Annotated in this window: 23 protein-coding genes; 11 read left to right on the forward strand and 12 right to left on the reverse strand. The window is 70.5% G+C overall.

What is annotated here, in order from left to right; all coding sequences use genetic code 11:
- Position 1: 1 nt before the first annotated feature.
- Positions 2 to 349, reverse strand: a complete 348-nt coding sequence (locus ACIBGM_RS33230; protein WP_360521154.1) for a hypothetical protein — start codon at positions 347 to 349, stop codon at positions 2 to 4.
- On the opposite strand from ACIBGM_RS33230, the gene ACIBGM_RS33235 reads away from it, so the two are divergent.
- Positions 350 to 511: a hypothetical protein gene (locus ACIBGM_RS33235; protein ID WP_360521151.1), complete on the forward strand. Its 162-nt coding sequence runs from the start codon at positions 350 to 352 to the stop codon at positions 509 to 511.
- A gap of 1 nt (position 512) precedes the next feature.
- Here ACIBGM_RS33235 and ACIBGM_RS33240 read toward each other — a convergent pair whose 3' ends face one another.
- Positions 513 to 1349 (reverse strand): alpha/beta hydrolase, encoded by an 837-nt coding sequence (locus ACIBGM_RS33240; protein ID WP_360521148.1) that lies wholly within the window; start codon positions 1347 to 1349, stop codon positions 513 to 515.
- Positions 1350 to 1462: 113 nt separating this feature from the next.
- Between ACIBGM_RS33240 and ACIBGM_RS33245 the strand changes: the two genes are divergently transcribed.
- Together ACIBGM_RS33245 and ACIBGM_RS33250 are read left to right on the forward strand one after the other, a co-directional pair.
- Positions 1463 to 2215 (forward strand): class I SAM-dependent methyltransferase, encoded by a 753-nt coding sequence (locus ACIBGM_RS33245; RefSeq protein ID WP_360521145.1) that lies wholly within the window; start codon positions 1463 to 1465, stop codon positions 2213 to 2215.
- 10 nt (positions 2216 to 2225) lie between these two features.
- The gene (locus tag ACIBGM_RS33250) at positions 2226 to 3353 is read left to right on the forward strand and encodes a M24 family metallopeptidase (RefSeq protein ID WP_396387783.1); all 1128 of its coding nucleotides are present in this window, start codon (positions 2226 to 2228) and stop codon (positions 3351 to 3353) included.
- Position 3354: 1 nt separating this feature from the next.
- On the opposite strand, the gene ACIBGM_RS33255 is transcribed toward ACIBGM_RS33250, so the two are convergent.
- Positions 3355 to 4350: a GlxA family transcriptional regulator gene (locus ACIBGM_RS33255; protein ID WP_396387784.1), complete on the reverse strand. Its 996-nt coding sequence runs from the start codon at positions 4348 to 4350 to the stop codon at positions 3355 to 3357.
- A 70-nt stretch (positions 4351 to 4420) separates the two neighbouring features.
- On the opposite strand from ACIBGM_RS33255, the gene ACIBGM_RS33260 reads away from it, so the two are divergent.
- The gene (locus tag ACIBGM_RS33260) at positions 4421 to 5695 is read left to right on the forward strand and encodes an MFS transporter (protein ID WP_396387785.1); all 1275 of its coding nucleotides are present in this window, start codon (positions 4421 to 4423) and stop codon (positions 5693 to 5695) included.
- A gap of 46 nt (positions 5696 to 5741) precedes the next feature.
- On the forward strand, positions 5742 to 6221 hold the full coding sequence (gene soxR / locus ACIBGM_RS33265; protein ID WP_360521133.1) for a redox-sensitive transcriptional activator SoxR: 480 nt from the start codon (positions 5742 to 5744) through the stop codon (positions 6219 to 6221).
- A gap of 4 nt (positions 6222 to 6225) precedes the next feature.
- Here soxR and ACIBGM_RS33270 read toward each other — a convergent pair whose 3' ends face one another.
- Positions 6226 to 6606, reverse strand: coding sequence for a carboxymuconolactone decarboxylase family protein (locus ACIBGM_RS33270; RefSeq protein WP_360521130.1), 381 nt, complete (start codon positions 6604 to 6606; stop codon positions 6226 to 6228).
- A 54-nt stretch (positions 6607 to 6660) separates the two neighbouring features.
- On the opposite strand from ACIBGM_RS33270, the gene ACIBGM_RS33275 reads away from it, so the two are divergent.
- Positions 6661 to 8793: a RecQ family ATP-dependent DNA helicase gene (locus ACIBGM_RS33275; RefSeq protein WP_396387786.1), complete on the forward strand. Its 2133-nt coding sequence runs from the start codon at positions 6661 to 6663 to the stop codon at positions 8791 to 8793.
- 8 nt (positions 8794 to 8801) lie between these two features.
- Here the strand turns inward: ACIBGM_RS33275 and ACIBGM_RS33280 are convergent, their stop codons facing one another.
- The gene (locus tag ACIBGM_RS33280) at positions 8802 to 9608 is read right to left on the reverse strand and encodes a metalloregulator ArsR/SmtB family transcription factor (protein WP_360519868.1); all 807 of its coding nucleotides are present in this window, start codon (positions 9606 to 9608) and stop codon (positions 8802 to 8804) included.
- A gap of 112 nt (positions 9609 to 9720) precedes the next feature.
- Between ACIBGM_RS33280 and ACIBGM_RS33285 the strand changes: the two genes are divergently transcribed.
- Together ACIBGM_RS33285 and ACIBGM_RS33290 are read left to right on the forward strand one after the other, a co-directional pair.
- Complete coding sequence (locus ACIBGM_RS33285) at positions 9721 to 10527, forward strand: GNAT family N-acetyltransferase (RefSeq protein ID WP_360519870.1); 807 nt, start codon at positions 9721 to 9723, stop codon at positions 10525 to 10527.
- Positions 10524 to 11276, forward strand: a complete 753-nt coding sequence (locus ACIBGM_RS33290; protein WP_360519872.1) for an SDR family oxidoreductase — start codon at positions 10524 to 10526, stop codon at positions 11274 to 11276. Before ACIBGM_RS33285 ends, ACIBGM_RS33290 begins: the two co-directional genes overlap by 4 nt.
- A gap of 116 nt (positions 11277 to 11392) precedes the next feature.
- Here the strand turns inward: ACIBGM_RS33290 and ACIBGM_RS33295 are convergent, their stop codons facing one another.
- Genes ACIBGM_RS33295 through ACIBGM_RS33315 form a run of 5 tightly spaced genes read right to left on the reverse strand, consistent with a single transcriptional unit; the run spans position 11393 to position 14781 of the window.
- Positions 11393 to 11791, reverse strand: coding sequence for a VOC family protein (locus tag ACIBGM_RS33295; protein ID WP_360519874.1), 399 nt, complete (start codon positions 11789 to 11791; stop codon positions 11393 to 11395).
- Positions 11788 to 12258, reverse strand: a complete 471-nt coding sequence (locus tag ACIBGM_RS33300; protein ID WP_360519876.1) for a MaoC family dehydratase — start codon at positions 12256 to 12258, stop codon at positions 11788 to 11790. Before ACIBGM_RS33300 ends, ACIBGM_RS33295 begins: the two co-directional genes overlap by 4 nt.
- Positions 12255 to 13025 (reverse strand): PIG-L deacetylase family protein, encoded by a 771-nt coding sequence (locus ACIBGM_RS33305; RefSeq protein ID WP_360519878.1) that lies wholly within the window; start codon positions 13023 to 13025, stop codon positions 12255 to 12257. Before ACIBGM_RS33305 ends, ACIBGM_RS33300 begins: the two co-directional genes overlap by 4 nt.
- The gene (locus ACIBGM_RS33310; protein ID WP_360519880.1) at positions 13022 to 13588 is read right to left on the reverse strand and encodes an OsmC family protein; all 567 of its coding nucleotides are present in this window, start codon (positions 13586 to 13588) and stop codon (positions 13022 to 13024) included. Before ACIBGM_RS33310 ends, ACIBGM_RS33305 begins: the two co-directional genes overlap by 4 nt.
- A gap of 23 nt (positions 13589 to 13611) precedes the next feature.
- On the reverse strand, positions 13612 to 14781 hold the full coding sequence (locus ACIBGM_RS33315) for an NAD(P)/FAD-dependent oxidoreductase (protein WP_360519882.1): 1170 nt from the start codon (positions 14779 to 14781) through the stop codon (positions 13612 to 13614).
- A 108-nt stretch (positions 14782 to 14889) separates the two neighbouring features.
- Here ACIBGM_RS33315 and ACIBGM_RS33320 point away from each other — a divergent pair, with 108 nt between their 5' ends.
- Entirely contained in the window at positions 14890 to 17460 is a 2571-nt protein-coding gene (locus tag ACIBGM_RS33320) for an AAA family ATPase (protein WP_360519884.1), read from the forward strand.
- Between the two features lie 45 nt (positions 17461 to 17505).
- The gene (locus tag ACIBGM_RS33325) at positions 17506 to 18222 is read left to right on the forward strand and encodes a MerR family transcriptional regulator (RefSeq protein WP_360519886.1); all 717 of its coding nucleotides are present in this window, start codon (positions 17506 to 17508) and stop codon (positions 18220 to 18222) included.
- Here ACIBGM_RS33325 and ACIBGM_RS33330 read toward each other — a convergent pair.
- The gene (locus ACIBGM_RS33330; RefSeq protein WP_360519888.1) at positions 18205 to 19761 is read right to left on the reverse strand and encodes an adenylate/guanylate cyclase domain-containing protein; all 1557 of its coding nucleotides are present in this window, start codon (positions 19759 to 19761) and stop codon (positions 18205 to 18207) included. The two genes, ACIBGM_RS33325 and ACIBGM_RS33330, sit on opposite strands and share 18 nt — an antisense overlap.
- Before the next feature lie 69 nt (positions 19762 to 19830).
- On the opposite strand from ACIBGM_RS33330, the gene ACIBGM_RS33335 reads away from it, so the two are divergent.
- Entirely contained in the window at positions 19831 to 21246 is a 1416-nt protein-coding gene (locus ACIBGM_RS33335; protein ID WP_360519890.1) for a CapA family protein, read from the forward strand.
- Here ACIBGM_RS33335 and ACIBGM_RS33340 read toward each other — a convergent pair.
- Positions 21243 to 22001: a M28 family peptidase gene (locus ACIBGM_RS33340; RefSeq protein WP_360519892.1), complete on the reverse strand. Its 759-nt coding sequence runs from the start codon at positions 21999 to 22001 to the stop codon at positions 21243 to 21245. The genes ACIBGM_RS33335 and ACIBGM_RS33340 overlap by 4 nt on opposite strands.
- Positions 22002 to 22082: the final 81 nt, after the last annotated feature.

Here is a 22082-nt window from a genome sequence, read left to right on the forward strand (position 1 = left end):
GTTATCCCCCCGGCGCCGGCCCACTCTTGATCGCGCTCGGAGCCCGCGAGCGCATCACCTGCTCGTTCCTCGGCTTCGCCGCCGGCGCCGTGTTGCCGTAGGCAAGGAGCGCCGACCTGGTCCCGGCCCGGTCAGCTGGCCGTGGCTCGCTGTCGGGGGAGCCCGGCTCGACGTTGTAGATGCAGAGGTACAGGCCCGGCCGGACCCGCTGCGGGGCGGCCGGCGTACGACGAGCGGACTTGGGCCTGGCGAGCAGATCGGTGAGGTGCTCACGCTCGACGGTGTCGAGCTGCAGGGCGCGCGTCAGCGCGTCGAGCCCGGCATCGCCGACACCGAGTTGCAGAACCACGTGACCGACGAGGGCGCACTGCAGTGGCTGGCCGGAGCCAAGGAGTCCATGGAGTGGCTGACTGCGCAGGACGTCGCCCAGACCGTCGGCTTCATCGCGTCCCTGCCGGCCCGGGTGAACTTGCAGCAGGTCACCATCATGCCGACCGGTCAGACGAGCTGATTCACTCGGCGGTGCGGTCCAGCCATTCGCGGATCAACGCGCCGAACAGCTCGGGTTGCTCGAGCTGAAGGTTGTGCCCGGCAACATCCAGTACGGCGTACGTCGCCCGCGGGTAGTGCGGGAGCAACGCGTACTGGTCCTCGTAGCCCGTGACCGAGTCCTGCCTGCCGCAGACGATCAGCGTCGGACGTTGGTAGGCAGGACCGCTCTCGGGCGCGATCGTCAGCGCCCAGCTGTTCTTCTGGATCCGGTCGAGCGCTGCGGTGTCGGCGGCGGCCAGGCCGGGCGCGATGTCCGAGCGGTACGCGTGCAGAGCGGCTGCGGTCTGAACGACGGCGATCTCGGTGAAGTCCTCGTCCTCCTCCAGCGACTCGAGCACTCCCGGCTCGGTCCGCAGCGCGACGTGCTCGGGCACGGTCCGGTCGGCGTGCATGAGGGCGGTGCCGATCGGGCAGATCAGTGCGAGACCCAGGACCTGCTCCGGCCGCTCCGCGATCAGGCCTCGCGCGAGGTAGCCGCCGTACGACTCTCCGATCAGCAGGAACGGCTCCGCGCCGATCTGCTCGTCGATGAACGTGCGCAGCTCGGCCATGATCCCGTCGGAGCTGTCGATGTCGCCGGCCGGTGTCTGGCCCATCCCCGGGAGATCCGGGTAGTGCCGGCGGTAGCCGGGGACGTCGGCGAACACAGGCTCCAGGCAGCCGGTCATCAGCCGGTGGTCGGGGGTCCAGCCGTGCAGCGCGAGCACCGGAACGCCTGCGCCGAAGGACTCGTGGTGGAGCGCCATCGTGGTTGCCTTTCGCCGGGTGCCGACCGGGTCTCGATCGAGCCGGGACAAGTTCTAGCAACCCTCGCCGACAGTTTCCCGTCACAGCCCGGTAAGCAATGTGCTTGTGCGGTTGTGCGCGATCGGTGCTACACCTGTCGGTAGGGGGTGCAAGGGGGTTGACCATGGCAACAGCTGCGATGGTTGCCGAGTTCGGGGACGTTGCCGGATGGACTGCCGACGCGGTCGAGCAGCTCGGGCCCGGGCACGCGATTCCGGCCGCCTGCCGCGGCAGTTCGAGCCCGGCCGGGCTGGCCTGGCTGGCCAAGGCGTGCGAGCTCGCGCCGGGGGACAGGTTGCTGGATGTCGGCGCCGGTGTGGGCGGTCCGGCGGCCTGGGCGGCGGAGCGGTTCGGCGTGCGGCCGATCCTTGTCGAGCCGATGCACCCGGCCTGCCGGGCTGCGGCGCGGCTGTTCGGGCTGCCGGTCGTGACGGCCGACGGCGGACGGATTCCGCTACGGACACACTCCGTCGACGTCGGGTGGTGCCTGGGCGTGCTGTGCACAGTCGAGGACAAGGCGGCACTGCTCGGCGAGATGCACCGGGTGATGCGGCCGGGCGCGTCGCTCGGTCTGCTCGTGCTTGTCGCCCGACAGGGGCAGCTGCTGCCGCTGCCGGAGGGTAACCACTTCCCGACCCAGGGAGAGCTCATCGGGCTGCTGGATGACGCCGGCTTCGAGCTCATGGAGCAGGTCACCCGCCCCGACGGCTGCCCACTGTCCTGGTCGCGCCGAGCGGAGCAGGTGGCGGCGGCCATCGCAGCGAAGCACCGGACCGACGAGGCATACGCGTTGGCTGCGCGCCAGGTGGAGCGTCTGGCCCGCCTGCTGGCCGCTCGGCAGCTCTCGATCCAGCTGGTGCACGCGGTGGCTGACTAGAGTCGGCTGCATGTCGAGTCGAAGCCCACAAGGTCCTGTCCCCGATGTCGCCGTACTGCGTGCCAGGTTGGAGCGTGCCCGGGAGGCCGCCGCCGGGACCGGGCTGCTAATCGCACCCGGGTCGGATCTGCGGTACTTGCTCGGACAGGCCGGTGGCTCGCTCGAGCGGCTGACCACGCTGGTTGTCCCGGCCGACGGTTCGCCGGCGCTCGTCGTACCGAAGCTGGAAGCGCCTGGCTTCGCCGACCTGCCGTTGGACGAGCTTGGGGCCGAGGTCATCACCTGGGTCGACGGTGAGGACCCGTACGGCGTGGCCGCCGACCGCCTGCGTGGATCGGAGCGGGTGGCGGTCAGCGACTTCACGCCTGCGCTGCATGTGCTGGCGCTGCGCAACGCCTTGCCCGACGCGGAGCAGGTGCTGGCTGGTCCGATCGTGCGCGAGTTGCGGATGCGCAAGGACGCGGCCGAGGTTGAGGCACTCCGGAAGGCGGGCGCGGCGATCGACCGCGTGCACGCGCGGGTCGGCGAGTGGCTGCGTCCTGGGCGGACCGAGGCCGAGGTGGGGGCTGACATCGCGGCGGCGATCGTCGACGAGGGGCATGTACTGGCCGAGTTCGTCATCGTCGGCAGCGGGCCGAACGGCGCGAGCCCGCACCACGGAGTGTCCGACCGGGTGATCGAGGCAGGCGACGTGGTGGTCGTCGACATCGGCGGACCGGTTGCCGAGGGCTACTACTCCGACTCGACCAGGACGTACGCCGTCGGCGAGCCACGGGATGCGGACGTCGCCGCGACCTACGCCGTACTGCGGGATGCTCAGCAGGCGGCGGTGGACGCGGTGCGGCCCGGGGTGTCCGCGGAGTCGATCGATGCGGCCGCGCGGGACGTGATCACGGCGGCCGGCTTCGGTGAGCTGTTTATCCACAGGACGGGACATGGCATCGGGCTCGACGTGCACGAAGAGCCGTACATTGTCAGTGGGAACGAGCTGATTCTCGAGCCGGGGATGGCGTTCAGCGTCGAGCCGGGCATCTACCAGCCGGGGCGGTGGGGTGCGCGGATCGAGGACATCGTCGTGGTCACCGCGGACGGTGTGGAGTCGATGAACCACCGGCCCCACGAGCTTGTGGTGCTGTAGTTCAGCCCGCCCGGAAGGTCTTGCGGTAGGCGAGTGGAGAGACACCCAACTCGGAGCGGAGGTGATGACGCAGCGATGCGGCGGTGCCGAGACCAGCGGACTCGGCGACCCGGTCGACGGACAGATCAGTGGTCTCCAGCAGGTGGCACGCGTGCCGGACGCGTTGCTGCAGCAGCCACGTGCCGGGGGACTGACCCGTCTCGGCCTTGAACCGCCGGCTGAACGTGCGGACGCTCATCTGCGCGTGCGCGGCCAGCGCGGTGAGACTCAACTCCTCGTCCAGCCGCTCCAGCGCCCAGGCTCGCGTCGGCGCCGTACCCTCGCTGCCCTCGTCCGGCACGACCCGCTCGATGAACTGGGACTGCCCACCGTCACGCCACGGCGGTACGACGCAGTGCCGGGCGGCCCGGTTGGCGACCTCGCTGCCGAAGTCGCGGCGGATCAGGTGCAGGCACAGGTCCACGCCCGCGGCGAGGCCGGCCGACGTGATGATGTCGCCGTCGTCGATGAACAGCAGGTCCTCGTCGAGCTTCACCTGCGGGTAGAGGTCGCGGAACATCTCGGCCCGGCGCCAGTGCGTCGTGGCCGGCCGCCCGTCGAGGTAGCCGGCCGCGCCGAGCACGAACGCGCCGGTGCAGATCGACGCGATCCGGGTGCCTGGCCGGATGGTGTCGAGCGCCTGCGCCAGGTCGTCGGGCAGGGTGCCTTCGTACCGCGGCTGGGCGATGTAGGTGCCGGGGATGATGACCGTGTCCGCCTCGGCCAGGACTTCCGGCCCGTAGTCCGGGATCAGGCTGAAGCCGGCGCCGGCCCGGATCGGCGCGATCTCGAGGCCGCAGATCCGGACGTCGTACAGCGGGGTGCCGTCGGCCTTCGTGGCGGCGCCGAACACGGTCGGCGGAATGGTCAGGTCGAACCCGACCACCGGTTCGAGCGCGAGCACCGCGACCACGTGCGGGCCGACGGCGTGCAGTCGTCGCTTCGTCGGTGAGCTCATGGCCATATCTTGACACATGCTGGCGTTCTGGCCACTGGTTCACGGGTCGGGCTGACGGCACAGTAGGCGGGTGACGCAGATTCTGGAGACGAAGAAGCCTGCCCGGGTGCACCTTGCCTGGGCAGTCGCCGCGGTCGGGTTCGTGACGCTGATCGGAGCGGCCGGGTTCCGTTCGGTGCCGGGGGTGCTGCTCGACCCGCTGCACGACGAGTTCGGCTGGTCGCACGCGACGATCTCGTCGGCGGTGTCGATCAACCTGCTGCTCTACGGCCTGATCTCGCCGTTCGCGGCGGCCCTGATGGACCGCCTCGGCCTGCGCCGCGTGGTCAGCGGAGCGCTGGTACTGATCGCGCTCGGCAGCGGGCTGACCGTCTTCATGACCTCGTCCTGGCAGCTCCTGCTGACCTGGGGCCTGCTGGTCGGCGTCGGCACGGGGTCGATGTCGATGACGTTCGTCGCGACGATCACCGGTCGTTGGTTCGTCGCGCGGCGTGGTCTGGTCACCGGCATCCTGACTGCTGCGGGTGCTACCGGCCAGCTCATCTTCCTGCCCCTGATCGCGAGCCTGGCCGGCGCGTACGGCTGGCGGGTCCCTGCACTCGTCGCGGCCGGTACGGCGTTGGCCGTCGTACCACTGGTATTGCTCTTCCTGCGCGACTACCCGAGCGATGTCGGCCTGCGGGCGTACGGCGCTCCGGAAGGCAGCACCGCGGGCCAGCGGGTGGAGACGACCGGCAGTAGTGCGATGCGGGCGCTGACTGCGCTGTGGTCGGCGATGCATCGGCCGGCGTTCTGGCTGCTTGCGGGTGGCTTCGCCATCTGCGGTGCGTCCACGAACGGGTTGATCGGCACGCACTTCGTCACCGCAGCGCACGACCACGGCATGCCGGTGACGACCGCCGCGTCGCTGCTGGCGGTGGTCGGCATCTTCGACGTCGGCGGCACGATCGTGTCGGGCTACCTGACCGACCGGTGGGATCCGCGGTACCTGCTGATCGCCTACTACTCGCTGCGCGGGCTGTCGCTGCTCGTGTTGCCGTCCCTGCTCGGTCCGACCGCGCAGCCGAGCGTCTGGGTGTTCATCATCTTCTACGGTCTCGACTGGGTGGCGACTGTGCCGCCGACGGTCGCGCTGTGCCGCGAGTGGTTCGGTGTGGACGGGCCGATCGTGTTCGGCTGGGTGTTCGCGTCGCACCAGATCGGCGCCGCACTCGCGGCTACCGGAGCCGGTGCGATCCGCGACGTCCAGGGCAGCTACAACCTCGCGTGGTACCTCGCCGGCGGCCTCTGCGCAGCGGCCGCGTTGATGTCCGCGAGCATCGGACGCCGACTCGTGACTGCCTGAATCCGTCGGCTAGCCTCGATCCAGGTCGAGGTCGGAGGGATGACGGGTGGACATCGAGCCGGGTGAGTTGACGGTCGGGCAGTTGTCGCAGCGCAGTGGGGTGGCGATCTCGGCACTGCACTTCTACGAACGGCAGAACCTGATCGTCAGCCGCCGTACGTCGGGCAACCAGCGCCGGTACAAGCGCGACACGCTCCGCCGGGTCGCGCTGATCCGGATCGCCCAGCGGGTCGGCATCCCGCTCGCCGAGGTCGCCGCGATCCTGGCCCTGCTGCCGGAGAACCGGACCCCGACCCGCCAGGACTGGGAGCGGATCTCCGAGTGCTGGCAGGCCGAGCTCGACAAGCGGATCCTGCACCTGGAACAGCTCCGGGACGACTTCAAGGACTGCGTCGGCTGCGGCTGCCTGTCCCTCGACCGGTGCGCGCTGGCCAACCCGTACGACGCCTTGGCCGCAAAGGGACCGGGGCCGCAACGGCTGGTGTCGACCAGCGGCGAACCATGTCATCCCGGGAAGTGCGCCTGACCCGTCAGCCCCACTGACCGGGCACGTAGTCGCCGGCGGGCCGCTGCGTGATCACGTTGAGGCGGTTCCAGGTGTTGATGAGGGCGATCAGCGAGAGCAGTGCGGCGAGCTGGTCGTCGTCGTAGTGCTTGGCGGCGTTGGCCCACACCTCGTCGCTGACGCCACCGGCCGCGTCGGCGATCCGGGTGCCTTCCTCGGTGAGCTCGAGGGCCGCACGCTCGGCATCGGTGAAGACCGTCGCCTCCCGCCAGGCCGCGACCAGGTTGAGCCGCACCGAGGTCTCGCCGGCGTGCTCGGCGTCCTTGCTGTGCATGTCGATGCAGTAGCCACAGCCGTTGATCTGGCCGGCGCGGACGTGACCTGGGTCTCCCGCCGGGTTGTCCACAGGCCGGCGATCGGGACGAGAAATGTGGGGGTGCGGGCGTCTAGGGTGCTTGGCATGGCTGACACCAGTTCGACCACCAGCACGCTGACCGAGGCGCGCGCCGGGATCGCCGGCGGCGTGATCCGGGCGATCGCGGGGGAGAGCGCGCGATTGCGGGCCGATCAGGAGACCGCGGTCGCCGCCTTGTGCGAGGCCAGTGCGCGGGTGCTGGTCGTGCAGGCGACGGGGTGGGGCAAGTCGGCTGTGTACTGGGCTGCGACGGCGATCCGGCGCGCTGAGGGCGCCGGGCCGACGCTGGTGGTGTCACCACTGCTGTCGTTGATGCGTGACCAGGTTGCGGCCGCGAGCCGCGCCGGACTGCGGGCGGCGACCCTGAACTCGAACAACATCGACGAGTGGTCGAGTATCGAGCACGACCTGCGCTCGGGCGCGATCGACGTACTGCTCGTGTCTCCGGAGCGGCTGGCGAATCCGGGCTTCGGCCGCCGGGTCCTCGACGGGCTGGCCGGGCAGGTCGGGCTGCTGGTGATCGACGAGGCGCACGCGGTGTCGGACTGGGGGCACGACTTCCGGCCGGACTACCGGCGGGTGTCTGACGTGCTGCAGCAGTTGAACCCGAAGACGCCGGTGCTTGCCACGACAGCGACTGCGAACGCGCGGGTGACGGACGACGTCGCGCATCAGCTGGGTGAGTCCACGCTGGTGCTGCGCGGACCGCTGGCCCGGTCGAGTTTGCAACTGGCGGTCGTCGACGCGCTGTCGCCGTTGGATCGGTTCGCCTGGGTGGTCGACCATCTGCCGAAGCTGCCGGGTTCAGGAATCGTCTACACGTTGACGGTCTCGGACGCGCAGCGGTTGGCGGCAGCGATCCAGGAGGTGCACGGTCGCGACGTACCGGTGGCGGCGTACACGGGTGGTTTGGACGCGGGGGAGCGGGAGAGTCTCGAGGACGCGTTGCGGGCGAATGCGTTGAAGGCGCTCGTCGCGACCTCGGCGCTCGGGATGGGGTACGACAAGCCGGACCTGGGGTTCGTCGTGCACGTGGGTTCGCCGCCGTCACCGGTGTCGTACTACCAGCAGGTCGGGCGAGCGGGCCGCGGGATCGACCACGCCGTCGTGGCGTTGCTGCCGTCGGATGCGGACGCCGGAGTGTGGGACTACTTCGCGACCGCGACCATCCCAGTCCCGGAGAACGTGAACCGCCTACTACGCGGTTTGGACGGCTACGGTCCGGACCAGCCAGCCACCGTTCCAGCGCTAGAAGCCGAGACTGGTCTGCGGCGGACTCGGGTCGAGCTGATGCTGAAGCAGCTGGCAGTCGACGGGGTGGTCGACCGGGTCGAGCGCGGCTGGGTGCGGACCGGCGCGGAGTGGACGTTCGACGCCGCGCACTACGACGGAATCGTGGCGGTGCGGCGCCGGGAGGCGGACATCATGCGGGCCTACACCCGCGGTGACCGTTGCTTGATGCAACTTCTGCAGGAGTCGCTGGACGACCCGTCGGCCGAGCCGTGCGGCCGCTGCTCGGTCTGCCTCGGGGAGCTGCCGGATCCGTTGCAGGCCGCGCCGTCGCCGGAGACGGTGCAGTCGATCATCCGGTTGCTGCGCGGTGAGGTGCACGTGCTGGAGCCGCGGAAGATGTGGCCGGGTGGCGCCTTCGGCGCGAAGGGGCGGATCCCTCCCGGGCTCGGCGCCGAGCCCGGCCGGACGATCATCTACGCCGACGCCCCAGAGTGGCGCGAGGTGCTCCGGAGCACGTTCACCGACGGTCCGCCGGATCCCGACGCGCTCGAGGCGCTCAAGGCGGGCGCAGTCGCGGCGCTGTCCCGGTGGCGCGGCTCCTGGTCGAGCCGACCCGAGGTCGTCGTACCGCTCCCAGCCGCCGGCTACGGCCGCCTGACCGCCGAGATCGCGGATCATGTCGCTGGGGTAGGCCGCCTCGACAAGGCCGAGCTGACCCTGAACCCCGCTGGCTTCACCGACGACCTCTCCTCGGCTGAGGAGGCGAGGGTCTGGCGAGACGGCATCCAGGTGGACGGTCCAGCCGCCCAGGCGGTCGCGGGGCGCACGGTCCTATTGCTGGCCGACGCGTCGTCGTCGCAGTGGCCGATCACCGTCGCCGCCGCCAAGCTCCGCGAGTCCGGCGCCGCCGCAGTCCTTCCCCTCCTCATCCACAAACGTCCATGACGCCGGGCTCAGCTGGCCGAGGAAGCGTCCCGCCGTAGCTCAGGGGTGGACTCGACGAAGGACTTGAGGTCGGAGATCAGCTCGACCCAGCCTTCGCTGACCAGCTCGCGGATCGCGCTGCCCGGTTCGAAGCCGCTGTGGACGACGGTGAGCTTGACCTTGTCGCCGACGGGCTCGAGGTCGAAGCTCGCCTGCGACAGCGGCTCCCGGCTGGCCCGCTGGTAGATCTCGTCGTCCAGCCCGACAGACTTGGCGAACTCCGGCGTGATGTGGTGCCACGTGTACGCGAGCCGCCGGTACGGGTCGTGCTCGAGGACCACCTGGCCCGCTCCGGCCACCGCGACGTCGCCGTGGCGCCAGACGATGTCGGAGCCGACCTTCCAGTCGGTATCGAGCTGGACACCCCAGTACTCCTGGGTGAACTTCGGGTCGGTCAGGGCCTGCCACAGCCGCTCCGGCGTGGTCTTGATGTAGGTGGTGTAGACGAAGTCGGTGTCACTCATGGGTTCGGCCTCCAGAGCCGTCTTGAGGTCGGCGAACAGTTGCACCCGCCGCCGGTCGTACTGGTTGATCCAGCGGTCGGCGATGGCGTTGATCGGCTCGGCGTTGAGGTAGTGCAGCTTCTCCCGGCCGCGCCACACGGTGGTGACGAGGTTCGCGGACTCCAGGACGGTGAGGTGCTTGCTCACCGACTGCCGGGCCATGTCGAGGCCGGCGCAGAGCTCGCGCAGGGTCTGGCCGGTGCGCGCGTTCAGCATGTCGAGCAGTTGCCGGCGGCTCGGGTCGGCCAGTGCGCGGAACACCTCGTCGTCCATCGCCCTCCGATCAAGTCAGGCAGCCAACCGGCTGCATTTCGACAATAGGCAGCCGTGCGGCTGCATGTCAAGCGGACCGCAATGCGGTTGACGGCACGCGGACGATGAACAGGTGAAGATCGAGAACCTGGGATGGCGGACCGAGTTGCTGGTCCTCGAGCTCAGCGGCAGCGTGCTCGAGGACGTCGGCGACCACGTCATCGTGCGCACCCCGGACAACCCCGGCTACTGGTGGGGCAACTTCCTGCTGTTCCGGACGCCGTTCGCGCCCGGCGACTTCCAGCACCGGCTGGCCGCGTTCCGCGCCGAGTTCCCGGCGGCCGGACATGTTGCCTTCGGCATCGACAATGTCGACGGGGTGATCGGCGCCGAGGAGGAGCTGGCCGGCTACGACCTGGAGCGGGACGTGGTGATGACGACCAGCGAGGTCGTGCCACCCCGCCGGCCGAACGAGCGCTCGACGTACCGGTTCCTGAGCAGTGACGACGACTGGGAGCAGTCGCTGCAGCTCAACCTGGCGACCGCTCCGATGCGGGTCGACGACGGCTACATCCGGTTCGCCCGGGCCAAGGTCGCGTCGCGGCGGGCCCTGGTGGACGCCGGGCACGGGCACTGGTTCGGCGCGTTCGACGGTGACAACCTGCAGAGCTCGCTGGGGCTGGTGTTCGACGGCAACGGGCTCGCGCGGTTCCAGGCCGTGCAGACGCATCCGGACCACCGCAACCGTGGGATCGCGAGCACGCTGGTCCACCACGCGTCGACGTACGGCCTGACCGAGGGTGGGGCGACCAAGCTGGTGATGGTGGCGGATCCGGACTACCTCGCGATCCGGCTGTACCGGGCGCTGGGCTTCACCGACACGGAGATGAAGGTGCAGATCACGCTGCCGCCGGACGACGTGGCAGGGTTGGAGACATGACTGAGACAGACGTACGGCGTGGGGTCGTGCTGGTCACCGGTGGGAGTCGAGGGATCGGGGCCGCCGCCGCGGTCGCGCTGGCGGCCGACGGGTGGGACGTCGGCGTGAACTACCGGACCCGGGCCGACGAGGCCGCGCGGGTCGTGAAGGCCTGCGAGGAGCTAGGCCGGCGGGCGATTGCCGTCCAGGCCGACGTGGCCGAGGCCGACGAGATCGAGAAGCTGTTCGACACGGTGACCGCCGAGCTCGGGCCGATCGGTGCCGTGATCAACAATGCCGGCGTGGTTTCACCGGCCGGCCGGGTCGCGGAGTACGACGCCGCCCGGCTGGAGCGGGTGTTCCGGATCAACTCGGTCAGCGCTGTCCTGGTCGCCGGCGCGGCGGTCCGGCGGATGTCCACGGCGTACGGCGGTTCCGGGGGAGTGATCGTCAACGTCTCGTCCCGGGCCGCGGTGCTCGGGTCGGCCGGTGAGTACGTCGACTACGCGGCCAGCAAGGCAGCCGTGGACGCGCTCACCACCGGGCTCGGCAACGAGGTCGCGAAGGAAGGCGTCCGCGTGCTGGGTGTCCGGCCGGGGCTGATCGAGACCGACATCCACGAGGAGGGCCGGTTGGACCGGCTCGGTGCGACTCCGCCGCTCGGTCGACCGGGGAAGCCCGAGGAGGTTGCGGCGCTGATCGCGTTCCTCGCCTCCGATCGGTCGTCCTACATGACCGGGACGACGCTCGACGTGTCCGGCGGCCGGTAGGAGCGACCGGCCGCCCGCCGGGGCGGAGTGCCTGGGGGGTGCGCCGGGTGTGGGGAACCCGGATCGGCGGGACACCGGGCTGTGGGGGCCCGGGGATGGTGGGTGGCAGGTGAGACCTAGCTCGCTGGTGGGGCGAAGAACTCGAGGGCGATGCCGTCGGGGTCCTTGAAGGACAGGCCCGAGCCGTAGTGGGCGTCGACGATGCCGCCGTGCTTGACGCCCAGGTCGTCGAGCCGGTCCTGCCAGCTCACGAGCTCGGCACGGTCGGCACAGGCGAACGAAACGTGGTCGAGACCAGGCCGACGCGGGCTGAACTCACTGGCCCACTCGCCGTCGGGGAAGAAGTGCAGCCCGAACAGCTGGCTGTCGCCGACCGCGTACACCACGTGCCGGAACGGCCCGGTGTCCTCGTCCAGCACGGGGTCGGCCTCGAACAGCTCCGTGTACCACGGGACGCTGAGCTCGAGGTCGGCCACGGTCACGGCCACGTGGGTGATCGCTGGGAATGTGCTCACCGGACAACTCCTGTCTGTCGATCGTTCCCCGGTGCGGTCGCACCGGAGTCGTTGCCGGATCCCGCACCGACGGGCACCTGGTAGACCTGCGCGTCGCCGTCGAGGACGACGACACCGTCGCCGTTGGTGATCGTCGTGCGGATCCGGAAAACCGGCTTGCTGGCGTGGACTTCGAGCACCTCGACCTCGGCGGTGATCTCGTCACCCGGCCGGACCGGCGCCAGGAAGTTCCAGGCCACGCGGAGGAACACGCTGCCGGGACCGGGCAGGTCCTCGGCGACGACGGCGTTCAGCAGGCCGGACGTGACGCCGCCCTGCACGATCAGGCCGCCGAAGCGGGTGCCGGCTGCGAGCTCCTCGTCGTAGTGCAGCGGATTGCGGTCCCCGGTCAGCTCGGTGAACAGCTCGATGTCGCGCCGCGACACGACCCGCGTCCGCCGGGCGGTGCTCCCGACTTGGACTGTCATCGCACACGTCCCACAACCGCGGACGAGGGCTCGGCAAGCGATGCGGTGGCGGCGACGAAGGCTTCGGCGGACCACCAACGGCGGAAGGTGTCGAGGCCGACCAGGTCGACCAGGCCGGTGGCCTGGGAGACGTGCGCCCGCACCGCGTCGATCTTGCGTTCGAGGTCGGTTCCGGCGAGGGCGACGTACAGCGCGAGGTCCTCGTCGGGCGTCTCGGGTGGGCTGCCCGACATCCACAGGCCGACCTGGTCGTTGAGCGGACCCCACTCGGCGTGGAATCCCTGCGTGAGCGTCGCGTACAACAGCCGCGCCCGGGCGCCGGAGGCTCGCCACGCCTCGGTCGTCCAGGCCGAGATCGTGCGATGGTCGGAGTGCCCGGTCATGCCGTCCGGGCCGAACGTCAGGATGGTGTCCGGCTCGACTTCTTCGATCAGCTCCGCGACCGACGCAACCCCTCCGACTGCGTCGGCGCACTCACCGTCGTGGTAGCCGAGCCAGCGATGTTCCCAGACGCCGACGATCGCGAGGCTGCTGACCATCTCGTCCTGCCGGATCTCGGCCAGCCGGTCCGGCGGCATCTCGACCGGGTCCGGCGTTCCGTTCTCGCCGAACGTCGCGGTCGCCACGACGACCCGGTGTCCGGCATCGCGCAGGGCGCCCATCAGGCCGGCGGACAGGTACGCCTCGTCGTCCGGGTGCGCCCAGACCCCCAGGACGGTGCCCAGGTCTTCGGTGACCGGGCGGACGATCTCTTCTGGGACGGTCATGCGGTCTCCACCTCGATCTTGACCGGCACCTGATTGGTGATGACGTCGTAGACGGCTGACCGGGCCTGGGACTGGGCGACCAGCTCGCGCAGCTTCTCCGCCGGGGCGTCGCCCTTCACGGTGAAGCGGACGGTGAGTTGCTGGTAGCCGTTCCGCACGTCCGGGTCGAGGCCGAGGATGCCGTTCAGGTCGATGTCGCCGGCAACGGTCGAGTGCACCTCGGTGAGCCGGATGCCGCGGGCGGCGGCGATGTTGGCGAGCCCCGCGGTCAGGCAGGCGGCGAGCGCGTGCAGCATGTACTCGACCGGGGTCGGGCCGTTGTCGCGTCCGACCAGTACGGCGGGGTGGTCGGCGTCGAAGTGGAACGTGCGCTCGTGCGTGCGCTCCTCGCCGACCCCGAAGTACCCGTGGATGGTGCTGCGGTTGTGGGTGCCGCTGAGCCACTGGTTGCGGGCCCGGAACTGGAACTTGGCCGCCTCCGGCGCGGCCTTGACCGCGTCGAGGGTGGCGAACAGCGTCGCGGTGTCGACACCGTTGCGGGTCGACTCGTCGGTGGTGGTCATGATGGTTCTCCTTGAGGTGTCGGTCAGACTGCGGCGAGCAGGCTGAGGTCAGCGAGCTCGAACGCTTCGGCGTCGAGAGCACGGCTGAGTTCTTTCTGCAGCTCTACGAATTCAGGAGCCGGCGGATAGGCGGCCAGCGCGACGGTCAGCTCGAAGATCGGCCGCAGTGCGCGATCACGTGCCTGCTGGTAGTCGGCCAGCGCCGATTGGTCGCCGTACAGGGCGCGGTCGAGGGCGTCGGCCAGCAGCTCGGCATCGCGGTATGCGTCGGACATGCCGTGACCGGTGACCGGGTCCCGGTGGTAGCCGGCGTCCCCGACCAGCGCCCATCCCGGGCCGGACGCTTGGCGGATGACGTTCGGAGCCCGGAGCATGCCGCGCACAGGCGACGTACGGCGTCCCTCCCAAAGCCGCTCGGCCAGCGTCGGAGCGACCCGCCACAGGTACGACGTGAACGCGTCCTCGCGGGTGGCGGCCTCTCGACGCGACTGGTGCGCGTCCGCGATCGGGCTGCAGATCCAGATGCAGGCCTCGCCGTTGTGGGTCGGAAACACTCCGGTGAGCGCCCGGTCGGCGACGATGAGTTCGATCCCGTCCCACGGCAGCCCGTCGTAGTACGCGTACTGCGCCGCACCCGAGGCACCGCGGTCCTCGGTGATCTCGGCGCCCAGCGAGCGCGCGACGCGGGAGCCGAGTCCGTCGGCCCCGACCACGAAGCGCGCAGCCAACTCCACCGGCGCGCCGGTGCGGTCATGCCCGTGCACCCCGGTGGCGCGACCGGTCTGGTCGACGGTGACGCCGTCGATCGTGACGCCGGTCTGCACAGAGGCGCCGGCGCGGACAGCGGCCTCGATCACGAGCGCGTCGAGGATGTGTCGCCGCGGCGCGAGCAGCATGTCGACGCCCGCCTTCTCCTTCACCGGACGGACGACCGACTCGCCGCCGGCGGTGAAGTGCACCTTCCGGAGCGGCGGCGCTCCACTCTCGAGTACGGCGTCCAGCAAACCCCAGCGGTGCAACTGCACGACACCCGGTCGGGCGAGCTGGTGCGTCGACAGCGTGTCGGACGGGAACTCGTCCCGGTCGACCACAACGACGTCGTGGCCTTGGCGGGCCAGCAGGAGCGAGGTCGCGGCTCCGGCGGCCCGCGCGCCAACGATCACGACGTCGTGACGATGACTGAATGACTGCATGTCTCGTTTGTAGGTCCGCGCCGCACGCCGGCGGATCCGTCACGACTACGTAGATCGGCCACCGGCGCTACCGAGGTCGGGTGCACAATCGGGTGGGGGTGGGTTTGCATGCTCGAACGTGAGCGGGAGCTGGCGGAGCTCGCCGCGGCCGCTGAGGAGGCCAGGGCGGGTGACGGCTCGGTGGTGCTGATCGCCGGTGAGGCCGGCATCGGCAAGTCGAGCCTCGTCGGCGCCCTGCCGAGGGTCTTGCCGTCCGACACCCGCCTGCTGGTCGGGTACTGCGACGACCTCGCCACTCCCCGTGTCCTAGGGCCGCTCCGGGACCTGGTCGGCAGCGTCGGAGGAGCGCTCAGCAGGGCGCTCGAGTCAGGCGACCGGACCGCGGTGAGCGACGCCCTCAGAGCCGAGCTGGACCGGCCCGACGACCCGGCCGTGCTGGTCATGGAAGACATCCACTGGGCCGACGAAGCGACTCTCGACGTACTGCGCTTCCTCGTACGGCGGATCGCCAGTCTGCCCGCCGTACTCGTGCTGTCCTACCGGGACGTGGAGCTGACCAGGGACCACCCGCTGCAGCAGTTGCTGGGGCTGGCGTCGAGCACACCGCGGCTGCGACGGCTGCGGCCGGCGCGGCTGTCGGCGGGAGCGGTGGACCAGCTCGGTGCGCACACTGGGATGGACACCGAGCGCGTGTTCGCGGTGACGGGCGGCAACCCGTTCTTCGTCACGGAGATCTACGCGTCGGGCGACCTGGACGCCGTACCGGACACGGTTGCGGAGGCGGTCGGTGCCCGGCTGGCCGGTCTCGATGGAGCAACCAGGGACGCACTCGAGCTGCTGGCTGTGGTGCCGTCCAGCACAGAGCGCTGGCTCGTCGAGGCAGTCGTCCCCGGCGGACTCGCCTCGCTCGCGGCGGCCGAGCGACGCGGCGTCCTCGTCGTCTCGCCGACCGGAGTCGCGTACACACACGAGCTGGCCCGCCGTGCGGTTGTGGACTCGATGCCTGCCGCCCGTCGGGTGTACTGCAACCAGGCTGTGCTGGCCGCTCTGCTCAAGCGCTTCGACGAATGCGACCTGTCGCGCATCGTGCACCACGCGGCCGAGGCGGGTGCCGCGGAGGTGATCCTCGCCCATGGTCCCGCAGCGGCGCGGGAGGCGGCCGCGGCCGGGTCGCACCGGGAGGCGGTCGCGCACTACCGGCTGCTGCTGGATCAGCGGGACGTGTTCTCGTCGGAGGAGCTGGCCGACATCCTGGACGGGTTCGCGGTCGAGTGCTACACGGTCGGTTCGGCCGATCTCGCCGTACATGCCGAGGAGGAGGCTGTCGCGCTGCGTCGGGAGCTCGGCGACCCGCGGAAGCTCGGGCTGAGTCTGCGGTGGCTGTCGCGGGTGCAGTGGTGGGCGGGTGACCGGGCCAGTGCGGAGGTCAGTGGGGCGGACGCGATCGCCGTACTCGAGCACGCGGGGGACCGGCGCGCGCTGGCGCTTGCCTTGAGCAACCAGTCTCAGCTGCACATGCTCGCCGGGCACTGGACCGACTGCGTCAACGTCGGGCTGCGGGCCGTCGCGATGGCGCGGGACATCGGCGATGCGGGCCTGTTGTCGCATGCCCTGAACAACGTCGGTACGGCGCTCTGGGACCACGGCCGGCCCGAGGGGCAGGGGCTCCTGGAGGAGAGCCTCGCGGTGGCGCTGGCGGCCAACGAGTTCGAGCATGCCTGCCGCGCGTACGTGAACATCATCTGGCACCTGATGGACGTGCTCGCGCTCGCGGAGGCCGAGCACCTGCTGGAGGACGCCATCTGCCTGGCTGGTGACGCCGAGTTCCACGGCTTCCTGCGCTACCTGCAAGTGACGCGAAGCATGGTCTACCTGGACCTCGGGCGCTGGGACGAGGCCGAGCGGGAGGCCGGGTGCGCGGGCGACTCCGAAGTGATCACCCGCGGTCCCGCGCTCGTCGTCGCCGGGATCGTGCGGGCCCGGCGGGGCGAGCCGGACGACGGGTTGCTCGACGAGGCGTGGCAGATCGCGCAGCGTCTCGGTGAGGCCCAGCGGACCGGTCCGGCCGGGGCGGCGATGCTCGAGGCCGCGTGGTTGCGGGAGGAGGACGCGTCCGACGTCGTCGAACCGGCGTACGAGGACGTGTACCGCTTCGGGCGGACCTCATCGGCGGCCGCGTTCGGGTACTGGATGCGCGTCGCCGGGCGGCCGGTGCCGATGAACGCGTCCGACCATCCGTTCCGCTTGCTCGCGGCGGGTCGGTGGCAGGAGGCGGCTCAGGCCTGGCACAAAGCCGGTTGTCCGTACGAGCACGCGCTCGCGCTCTCTCACAGCACCGACCCCGCAGATCTGCTGTCCGCGCTCAGCACCCTTGACGGACTCGGCGCCGAGCCGCTGGCCCGGCGCGTACGCGGCCGGCTGCGAGAGCTTGGCGTCAGTCGCATCCCACGCGGCCGGGTGCAGGCGACCAGGGACAACCCGGCCGGACTCACCGAGCGGCAGACCGACGTCGTACGGCTGCTCGCCGAAGGGCTGACCAACGCCGAGATCGCCGCCCGCCTGGTGCTGTCGGTGCGCACGGTGGACACGCACGTGGCCGCGATCCTGGACAAACTGGGCGCCAAGACCCGACGCGACGCCGCGACCCGCGCCAAGGCTCTCGGCCTCCTGCCCGCCTGAGTGGCAGGCTTGCGGGGAGTCAGAGTCTGAAGACGGAGGTACGGCGTGGGACTGCGGCCGGTGGATCTGGCGCGACGGGCCTCGATCTCGACGCAACTGGTGCGCAACTACGAGGCGGCCGGGATCCTGCCGCCGGCGCCACGGTCGGCGACCGGGTACCGCCAGTACGGCGAGGAGCACCTGTCGGCGCTGCTCACGTACCGGGCGCTCGCGCCGGGGTTCGGTCCGGAGGTCGCGACGGAGATCATGCAGGCGGTGCACACCGGTGACGAGGCGCAGGCCTACCGGTTGGTGGACGCGTCGCATGCCGGGCTGCATCAGCAGCGGCTGGCGACCGATGCGATGAGCGAGGCGCTGGGTGCGGCTGCTGCGGAGTTCCTGGACGAGCCTGCTGCCGCGGGTCCGTCGTTGCTGGTGGGGGAGTTAGCGCACCAGTTGGGTGTGCGCACGTCAGCCCTGCGTGTCTGGGAGGCGGCCGGGTTGCTGACGCCGACGCGGGAGCCGGGGACGAAGTACCGGCGGTACGGGCCGGAGGAGGTGCGGGACGCGCGGATCATCCACATGCTGCGGCAAGGGCGCTACTACTTCGAGCAGATCAAGCCGGTGCTCGACGGACTTCGCCGTACCGGGAGCACCGAGGCGTTGCGGGCAGCGATCGCGGAACGCCGGGCTGCGCACGACAACCGTACCAAGGCGATGCTGTACGGCGCCGCGCTTCTGCATCAACTCATTGAGGAGAAGCGGTCACTGCGGGACGGCTAGCTGAGTCGGCTCGCTGCGGCCGCGCACCGTCACCTGGGAGTCGGGATTCCAGTGCGCTGCTTCGGCCGGCGCCGCCTCGTTGACCGCGGCCATGGACGCGATGAGTCGGGCTGGGGTGGACTTGGCAAGCTCGGTGAGGCGAGCGGCCTCGTTGACCGGGTCCCCGATCACGGTGTACTCGTGCCGCCGTACGTCGCCCACCGTGCCCGCCACCACGATGCCCGCGGTGACCCCGATCCCGGCGGTTGCCTCAGGCAACTCCTCGGCCAGCCGCCGGGCCAGCGCGCGACCGGCCCGCAGCGCACTGCCGGCGGCGTCCGGAAGCTCGGCCGGCGCACCGAAGACGGCCAGCGCGGCGTCACCGGCGAACTTGTTCACGAACCCGCCTTGCCGGACCACCTCGTCGACCACGATCGCGAAGAACCGGTTGAGCAGCTGGACCACCTCGGCCGGCGGCCGCTCCGCCGCGAGCTGGGTCGAGCCGACCAGGTCGACGAACAGTACGGCGGCGAATCGCTCCTCGCCGCCGAGCCGGTCACTGCTCAACGCCTCCTGGACGACTTCCGGACCGACGTACCGGCCGAAGACGTCCCGGATTCGCTCCCGCTCCCGCAGGCCCTCGGCCATCTTGTTGAACCCGGCCTGCAGCGACCCGAGCTCGGTGCCGTCGAACACCGGGATCCGGACGTCCAGCTGCCCGTCGCCGATCAGCGTCAGCGCGTTCCGCACCGAGCGGACCGGCGCGACCACCGACTTGGCCGACAACATGGTGAGCAGCCAGCCGTTGAGCAGCACGACCATGCCCAGGGCAAGGATCATCACCGAGAGCCGGGTAGGGGAGACGTCCTGCTCGATCAGCGCGAGTACGGCGGCCAGCATCAGCCCGGCCACCGGGACGCCCGAGCCGACGGCCCAGAAGAACACGGTCCGCGCCTTCAGCCCGGCCGACAGCAGACGCCTCGGGGGCGGTGAGTCGGCGAGCGCCCGCGCGGCGACCGGTCGGAGGGCGAACTCGGTCAGCAGGTAGGACACCGAGCACGTGATGATTGTGCCGTCGACGATGGTGACCGCGATCCGCAGCGCGTTCTCAGGCTGCAGCGCCAGCGTCATCACGGTGAAGATCAGGCACGCCAGCATCCACAGGAACACCTCGATGAGGGTCAGCCGCAGTGGCAGCTGCAGAGTGGCGATCTGCTCCTTGCGGGTGGCCGGCCGGTCCTCGTCCACCCAGCGGGTCACCCGCTTGGTGAGCCGCACGCTCGACCAGCAGCCGATCACCACGGCGACCAGGAAGTACGAGGGGATGAAGATCGCCTCGAGAACCTTGAGCTGGTCGACGAGCGGCGGCCCCGGCAGCACGAACACCGCCAGCACGAACACGACCACGGCCCCGATCAGGTTCGTCCCGATCGAGAAAGTTGTCATCAGCACCCGAAGCCGCACCCGAAGCAGCCGCGGACTCTGGTCGGCAGGCCCAAGCAGCCAAGACCCGAACGGACGCTGCTTGAGCACCAGCTCAGGCTTTCCCTCGGGCAGCATGTTCACAGTCTGCTAGCAATGGCCCCACATCGTGCAGCCGGCTTACCAGTTGAGAGCTACCGTGGCGCCATGGCTGCTCGGTGGCAGATCCCGCTGGCTGCTCTTGCGGCGGCGGTGCTGGTCGCCTGCTCCGAGAGCGGCTCTGCCCAGCCATCACCGGGTACGACGGCCGGCCCTACGCCAGCCAGCCCCGCGTCCAGCCAAGCGCCTGCCAGCCCGACGCAGCCGAGCACGCCGTCTGCCACCAGTCCGCCCTTGTCCCGGACGACTCCAGCCACCACCCCGGTGCCGACTCAGCCGCTGGTGCTCGCGGTCCACCCGACTCGCGCTGCGCAGGACGTTCCCCTGACCATCGCCCGGTCCATCGCCCGGGGCTCCTTGAAGTCCTGGCGGGGCTTTCAGGTCGGCTCATTGCGTCAGGCGCAACGCTCGACTACCACCCTCGCCCTGGTCCCCGCCTCCGCGGCCGGCCCGTCCGTCCGCCCGCTCACGGTGGCCGGGACGGACCCGTTCAAAGACCCCGCCCGCTACCCGATCCGAACGCCTGGCGCCCAACCGAGGGCGCCCGTCATCGACCTGACTGTCGGTGGCGACGTCATGCTCGGCCGCCGAGTAGCGACCGCCGCTGCGCAGTCCGGCGACGTCTCCCATCCACTGCGTGCCATCGGCCCCCGCCTGGCCGCCGCGGATCTGACCGTGCTCAACCTGGAGAGCACACTGTCCCGAGCCGGTGCACCACAACAGGGAGGCGACTCCTTCGCAGCCCCACCCGGTGTTGTGGCCGGGCTGCGGGACGCCGGCGTCGACGTACTCTCGCTGGCCAACAACCACACCGGTGACTTCCAGCAGCGTGCCCTGCTCGAGACCGTCCGGCTGGTGCGGGCGGGTGGCATCCAGCCGGTAGGGGCCGGGAGCAACCTCACCGGAGCGGCCCGCCCGGCGATCGTCGAGCGCGACGGTGTCCGCTTCGGCTTCCTGGCGTTCAACGCGATCGGCGAGACTCCGCGAGCGACCGCAACGAGCGCCGGAGCGTTCAGCATCCGCATGCCGCCGCGGACCGGTCCGCTGAACACCAGTGACCTGGCCACGATGACGCGGGCCATTCGTACGCTGAAGGCTGCCGTCGACGTGGTCGTCGTACTGCCGCACTGGGGTCAGCAGTACACGCACACGCCGGTGCCGGCACAGCACACCGTCGCGACTGCGCTCACCCAGGCCGGAGCGGACCTGGTGATCGGTGGGCACCCGCACTGGGTGCAGAGCGTGCTGTTCCCGCCGGGCAAGGTGGTGGCGCACTCGCTGGGGAACCTGGTGTTCGACATGGACTTCATGCAGCAGACGCAGGAGGGCGTGCTGCTTGAGCTCACCTACTGGGGCAAGACGCTGAAGGCTGCCCGGCTGACGCCGTACGTGATCGGGAGCGACTTCAGCCCGCGGGTCGTGACCGGTACGCGGGCCGAGCAGATCCTGGCCGACATCCGCTAGCCGGCGAGCCAGGCGCTCACCACTCGCCCCATCCGGCCGAGCTGGGCCGGTGACACGACGCGGGGCAGGTCGCGGGCGGAGTGGTACTCGGCGTACGGCGTGCTGCCGAGCCGGACTCCTGGCAGTCCGGAGCGGACGAACGACCAGTGATCACTCGACCGGTTCACACACGCCCTGCTTGGTACGCCGGCCCGAGCGGCCACCGCACGGACTTCGTTGCGCAGGGCGACGTCGTCGGCTTGTGCGGAGCAGATCGGTACGACGGTGCCGACGCCGACGCGATCGAGCGAGACCATGCCGCGGAGGGCGTTGCGCTGCGCGGGCGGTAGCGAGGCGACGTACGCGCGGGAGCCGTAGTGGTGGCGGTTGTCGCCGTCGCCGCGGGGTTCTTCGGCGCCGAAGGCAACGAACACGGTGGGAGAGCGTGGCGACAACTGGGCGGTGCCGAGGAGTACTGCGACGCCGGAAGCGTTGTCCTCGGCGCCGGGGGCCTGCGGGACGGTGTCGAGGTGGGCGCCGACGATTCGGTGGGGTGCGGCGGGGTTGAAGCCGGGTTTGGTGGCGATCAGGTTCCAGGTGGTGCCTGCGCGGACCGGGACGCCCCAGGAGATGCCGGCTGGGACGCGCAGGGCTTGGCGGCGGGTCTGGTAGCCGGCGGCGCGGAAGCGTTGCTCCAGCCAGGTCAGGGCTTGCAGGTAGGCGGGACTCGTGGCTTCGCGAGGGCCGAGGCCCGCCAGGTAGCGCACTGTGCTCATGGCGGCGGCGCTGTTGAAGGCCGTGGGCCGCGGTGACGGGGGCGCGGTGGCGGAGGTCGGAGGCGGCGCCGCAGCGGTGGT

Origin of the sequence: Kribbella sp. NPDC050470 (genome assembly GCF_044458365.1) — a bacterium.
In the GTDB taxonomy this organism is placed as follows: Bacteria; Actinomycetota; Actinomycetes; order Propionibacteriales; family Kribbellaceae; genus Kribbella.

What these genes read in the sequence shown, in the direction of transcription:
- ACIBGM_RS33335 (WP_360519890.1), top strand. Translation starts at nt 19,831, where the DNA reads ATGGCTGCTCGGTGGCAGATCCCGCTGGCTGCTCTTGCGGCGGCGGTG.
- ACIBGM_RS33310 (WP_360519880.1), bottom strand. Translation starts at nt 13,588, where the DNA reads ATGACCACCACCGACGAGTCGACCCGCAACGGTGTCGACACCGCGACG.
- ACIBGM_RS33290 (WP_360519872.1), top strand. Translation starts at nt 10,524, where the DNA reads ATGACTGAGACAGACGTACGGCGTGGGGTCGTGCTGGTCACCGGTGGG.
- ACIBGM_RS33340 (WP_360519892.1), bottom strand. Translation starts at nt 22,001, where the DNA reads ATGAGCACAGTGCGCTACCTGGCGGGCCTCGGCCCTCGCGAAGCCACG.
- ACIBGM_RS33275 (WP_396387786.1), top strand. Translation starts at nt 6,661, where the DNA reads ATGGCTGACACCAGTTCGACCACCAGCACGCTGACCGAGGCGCGCGCC.
- ACIBGM_RS33320 (WP_360519884.1), top strand. Translation starts at nt 14,890, where the DNA reads ATGCTCGAACGTGAGCGGGAGCTGGCGGAGCTCGCCGCGGCCGCTGAG.
- ACIBGM_RS33280 (WP_360519868.1), bottom strand. Translation starts at nt 9,608, where the DNA reads ATGGACGACGAGGTGTTCCGCGCACTGGCCGACCCGAGCCGCCGGCAA.
- ACIBGM_RS33305 (WP_360519878.1), bottom strand. Translation starts at nt 13,025, where the DNA reads ATGACCGTCCCAGAAGAGATCGTCCGCCCGGTCACCGAAGACCTGGGC.
- ACIBGM_RS33315 (WP_360519882.1), bottom strand. Translation starts at nt 14,781, where the DNA reads ATGCAGTCATTCAGTCATCGTCACGACGTCGTGATCGTTGGCGCGCGG.
- ACIBGM_RS33330 (WP_360519888.1), bottom strand. Translation starts at nt 19,761, where the DNA reads ATGCTGCCCGAGGGAAAGCCTGAGCTGGTGCTCAAGCAGCGTCCGTTC.
- ACIBGM_RS33245 (WP_360521145.1), top strand. Translation starts at nt 1,463, where the DNA reads ATGGCAACAGCTGCGATGGTTGCCGAGTTCGGGGACGTTGCCGGATGG.
- ACIBGM_RS33300 (WP_360519876.1), bottom strand. Translation starts at nt 12,258, where the DNA reads ATGACAGTCCAAGTCGGGAGCACCGCCCGGCGGACGCGGGTCGTGTCG.
- ACIBGM_RS33250 (WP_396387783.1), top strand. Translation starts at nt 2,226, where the DNA reads ATGTCGAGTCGAAGCCCACAAGGTCCTGTCCCCGATGTCGCCGTACTG.
- ACIBGM_RS33255 (WP_396387784.1), bottom strand. Translation starts at nt 4,350, where the DNA reads ATGAGCTCACCGACGAAGCGACGACTGCACGCCGTCGGCCCGCACGTG.